The sequence below is a fragment of the Paenibacillus sp. TAF43_2 genome, from assembly GCF_052113545.1.
Lineage (GTDB): Bacteria > Bacillota > Bacilli > Paenibacillales > Paenibacillaceae > Pristimantibacillus.
Map to the genome: position 1 here is coordinate 1 of NZ_JBFRDK010000315.1, position 3,653 is coordinate 3,653.

Here is a 3,653-nt window from a genome sequence, read left to right on the forward strand (position 1 = left end):
ATGTTTTGATGTTTTGGTGTTCATTAAATTAGTGTTCGGTTATCTCTTGTTTTTGTTAGTCTTTGTTGGTTATTTCGCCTATTTTCTCATTCTATTGAATAATCATCCAGAGAACCTTAGTTCCTATTTACTCCATACCTATTTTGCCGACGAATTATTGTATATGGGTACAATCTCAACAATACTCTTTCTTTTTACCCTAGCTGGTGATAGAAACGCTAATGTTAGTGTTCCAGTCATGGTAATGCTTAGTGTAGTTACTATGCTCGTAGCCGCCGGACTTATTGCCCATCTTGTTGGGTAAATTGTATTTTCATACTCTGCTGCATCAACCGCTCTTGATTAAGTTCGGTTTTTTATTTTACAGGGAAAGACTTATAAAAAGGTCAGATTAACTGACCTTTACGGCATGTTGAATACCTAAAGAAAGAAGTAAAGCATTTTCAACCTGCCTAAGTTTATTGTCTGATACTCTACCAATGTAATCACCAATATGTATGTTTGTATTCCTACCCACACCTGCTCGCACTGAACTGTACTTTGCTCATACTTCAACTTTCCTTCAAGTAAGTCACTGTTTGTCAATTTACATTAATAGGAAAGTCCTTTCTGGTGCTTGCTGAAATACAAATACAGATGACGGATTTAGAAAATTTATTCCCGATGTCATTAGAAATAATCAGAGCAGGTCTACCATTCCCAGACTGGATACCAGCTATTCGCTCCTCACCGAAGTCAACGTAGTAAATACAGCCGCGCTTAATTTCCAGATTCAAGAATATCAGTCCTTTGGTTTTTAACCTTATAACACATATTTTAGCTTTGTGTGATAAAAGTAGGACCTGGATAGATGAACAGATTAACACGGTAACTACGCGGTAACATTGCGGTAACAAAACATGAATTATTACGGAGTATAGTCGATAATTAAAGAGCATAAAAGCTGAATTCTAAAGCACTTCTGGTACCTAAAAAGGACTAAAAATAACAGTGCCGTAACACTGGCAGATATGAGGTCAGGGGTGAGGGTCCCGCTAAAGTCCACCAAAACACTGAATGCGCGCAGTTCTTCGAAACTGCGTTTTTTGTTTTGTATGGACATATGCTGATCGAACGAGGAAGGTGCGTTTCGCAAGAACATTCGATAAAATTCGATAATAATTTACTGAACACGAACCGATAATGTTATATAATAGCAAATAACTGGATGAGAATTTTTTGCTATATAAGTTGAACTCATAGTTTCTACAAAGTGATGTACCTCGCCAATCCAGATAAAGAAAAAGAAAGACAACCGAAGGGCGGTATAGACATTAACAACACAAAATAAAATTCAAGAAATAACCGAAGCGATGAAACAAACGGATAATACACGCTTGTATGAGCGTTTCTTGGCGGTTCGTCTTCATTTAGGCCGATCCTATTCTTTGTAGATATTTTTAGAAGAACCTATCAATCTATTAGCACCTATTGGAAGAGCTACTAGGAGGATGGCCTGCCCGCAATCAATCTTGGTCATGCTCCCGGTGGCCCTTGAAAACTGACGGATGAACAATTGTGAGAAATCGCCAAGACGATTGTCAGCAAGATACCGTTCGATCTGGGTTTCGAAGCTCGGCATACCTGGACACTAGCTTTCTTGACCGCTTGGATCGAGTGTCAGTTCGGCCAGTCGTTTACGGAAAAAGGTATATCTAAGTTACTTACACAGCTTGGATTTAGCTGCACCAAAGTTACATATACACTCGCCCGCGCAAACGTGGGCTGAGCAAAGAGCATTTCGAGAGATCACGCTCTCAGCACTGAAAGAGCAGGTCATGCAAGGAATAATGGATCACTTACTATATAAAAACGAGTCGATGATTCGTTCATATCTGGCGCTGCAATACAACTTGTTTCTCAAGAGGCAACAACGAAATATCCCTACATACGGCCGCCATGAAGAGGCGAAGTTGCTTGCTGTTGTTAACTACGAAACGGGACGTACAACACATCAGGAGGTCGAAGAGTGTGACACCACTGCGTTTCAACGGTTTCTCGAACGTGTGCTAGAAGAGTACCCGATAGGTAAAATCGTCATGGTACTCAATTACGCTCGTATCCATCACGCAAAGCAGTTACAACCTTTTCTCCAAAAGCAGGAACGATTAAAGCTCGTTTTTCAGCTAAAAGATCGTCCACAACTGAACCCTGGTGAGGGACTGTGGAAATGGCTTAAGCATGACGTCGTTAACCATGTTTTTTCAGCAAATTCTATCCAATCCAAAAAAATGTCACCGTTTCATAAAACAAATCAATTCATCGTCGACCAGAGTCATTGGCTTCTAACTTGAATATTAAAATATTCAGTTCATTACATAGTTTGACGGGTTGAGCCTTTTTTTTCGTGTGAAATTTGTTCGGAACGGTTTATTCCGGTTGAAATATCGCGGTGAATCCTAACTTAGAGAGTGGGTAACAGGGTATGTACAGAACAAGAACAATAAAAAAATTATTTATTGGTGTAATCATTTTAAGTTTGCTGCCATTGTACTTATTTGACAAGGCATTTGCCGCCACTCCAACAGCCGCTATCGTAGTTGCTGACGATCTTCTGACTTCCGGAGAAACTTCACTGGTGACAATTACCTTTACAGAAGCGGTGACTGGATTTGACCTTGCTGATTTGACAATAGGTAGTGGGACCCTAAGTGGATTAACAACCTTTGACAATATCACCTATACCGCCACCCTCACGCCGCCTTTAAGTAATCTTAGCGGACCCTTTCAAATTTCGCTCAATCATTCAGGTGTAATTACCGCAGGCGGTGTGGGGAGCGGAACCACCGTATCTAACAATTACTATGTCGACACAGTTAGGCCTTTAGTTACAAATGTAGCTGTTCCTGCCGATGGCACTTATGATGCAGGTGAGAACTTGATTTTTATAGTGAACATGGACGATATCGTGGTCGTAACGGGCAGTCCAACAATCACATTAATTGTAGGAACAACGACTGTGTATGCTACCTATGCAAGCGGTTCGGGATCAAGCGCGTTGCAATTTAGATATACCGTCCAAACCGGACGATCTGATAGTAACGGGATTACCATTGGAGCCTTGTCACTGAATGGCGGATCAATTAAGGATGAAGCAGGCAACGCTGCAGTATTAACGCTTAATAGCGTGGGCAGTACGGTGAACGTACTAGTAGATGCAATCGCCCCAACGATATTAAGCGTATCACCGACATCGGGTCCGACATCCGGAGGCACGACCGTCACGTTGACCGGTACGAAGTTCTCTAGGGCAACCGCGGTGATGTTTGGTGCAACGCCGGCAACGTCCTTTACTGTAAATTCGGAAACGTCAATCACGGCAACTGCTCCTTCGGGTAGTTCGGGAACAGTAGACGTAACGGTAATGAGACGGAGTGCCACATCAACGACATCGGCGGCGGATCAGTATACGTATATAGCCGCGCCAACGATTACAAGCGTGTCGCCAACATCGGGTCCARCGTCCGGAGGCACGTCCGTCACGTTGACCGGAACGAATCTGACCGGTGCAACGGCGGTGAAGTTCGGTGCAACGGAGGCGACGTCCTATACGGTGATCTCGGCGACACAAATCACGGCCATCGCCCCGGCGGGTAGTGCAGGAACGGTAGACG

Annotated in this window: 5 protein-coding genes; 4 read left to right on the plus strand and 1 reads right to left on the minus strand. The window is 43.0% G+C overall.

Annotated elements, in window-relative coordinates; translation table 11 throughout:
* Nucleotides 1-304 (plus strand): hypothetical protein (locus AB4Z17_RS32740; RefSeq protein ID WP_441964544.1); only part of this gene is annotated, 304 nt, incomplete at its 5' end.
* Nucleotides 305-581: 277 nt separating this feature from the next.
* Here the strand turns inward: AB4Z17_RS32740 and AB4Z17_RS32745 are convergent.
* A complete protein-coding gene (locus tag AB4Z17_RS32745; protein ID WP_441964546.1) occupies nt 582-938 on the minus strand; it encodes a type II toxin-antitoxin system PemK/MazF family toxin in 357 nt (118 codons plus the stop codon).
* Nucleotides 939-1,639: 701 nt separating this feature from the next.
* On the opposite strand from AB4Z17_RS32745, the gene AB4Z17_RS32750 reads away from it, so the two are divergent.
* The 3 genes from AB4Z17_RS32750 to AB4Z17_RS32760 form a co-directional block, all read left to right on the plus strand.
* The gene (locus AB4Z17_RS32750; RefSeq protein ID WP_441964548.1) at nt 1,640-1,768 is read left to right on the plus strand and encodes a winged helix-turn-helix domain-containing protein; all 129 of its coding nucleotides are present in this window, start codon (nt 1,640-1,642) and stop codon (nt 1,766-1,768) included.
* Nucleotides 1,769-1,829: 61 nt separating this feature from the next.
* Nucleotides 1,830-2,333, plus strand: coding sequence for a transposase (locus AB4Z17_RS32755; RefSeq protein WP_441964550.1), 504 nt, complete (start codon nt 1,830-1,832; stop codon nt 2,331-2,333).
* A 131-nt stretch (nt 2,334-2,464) separates the two neighbouring features.
* Nucleotides 2,465-3,653: IPT/TIG domain-containing protein (locus AB4Z17_RS32760; protein WP_441964552.1), on the plus strand; the 1,189-nt coding region annotated here is incomplete at its 3' end.

Bases quoted from the DNA above. Each gene is read 5' to 3' on its own strand.
- AB4Z17_RS32755 (WP_441964550.1), top strand. From the start codon at position 1,830: ATGGATCACTTACTATATAAAAACGAGTCGATGATTCGTTCATATCTG.
- AB4Z17_RS32745 (WP_441964546.1), bottom strand. From the start codon at position 938: ATGCTCTTTAATTATCGACTATACTCCGTAATAATTCATGTTTTGTTA.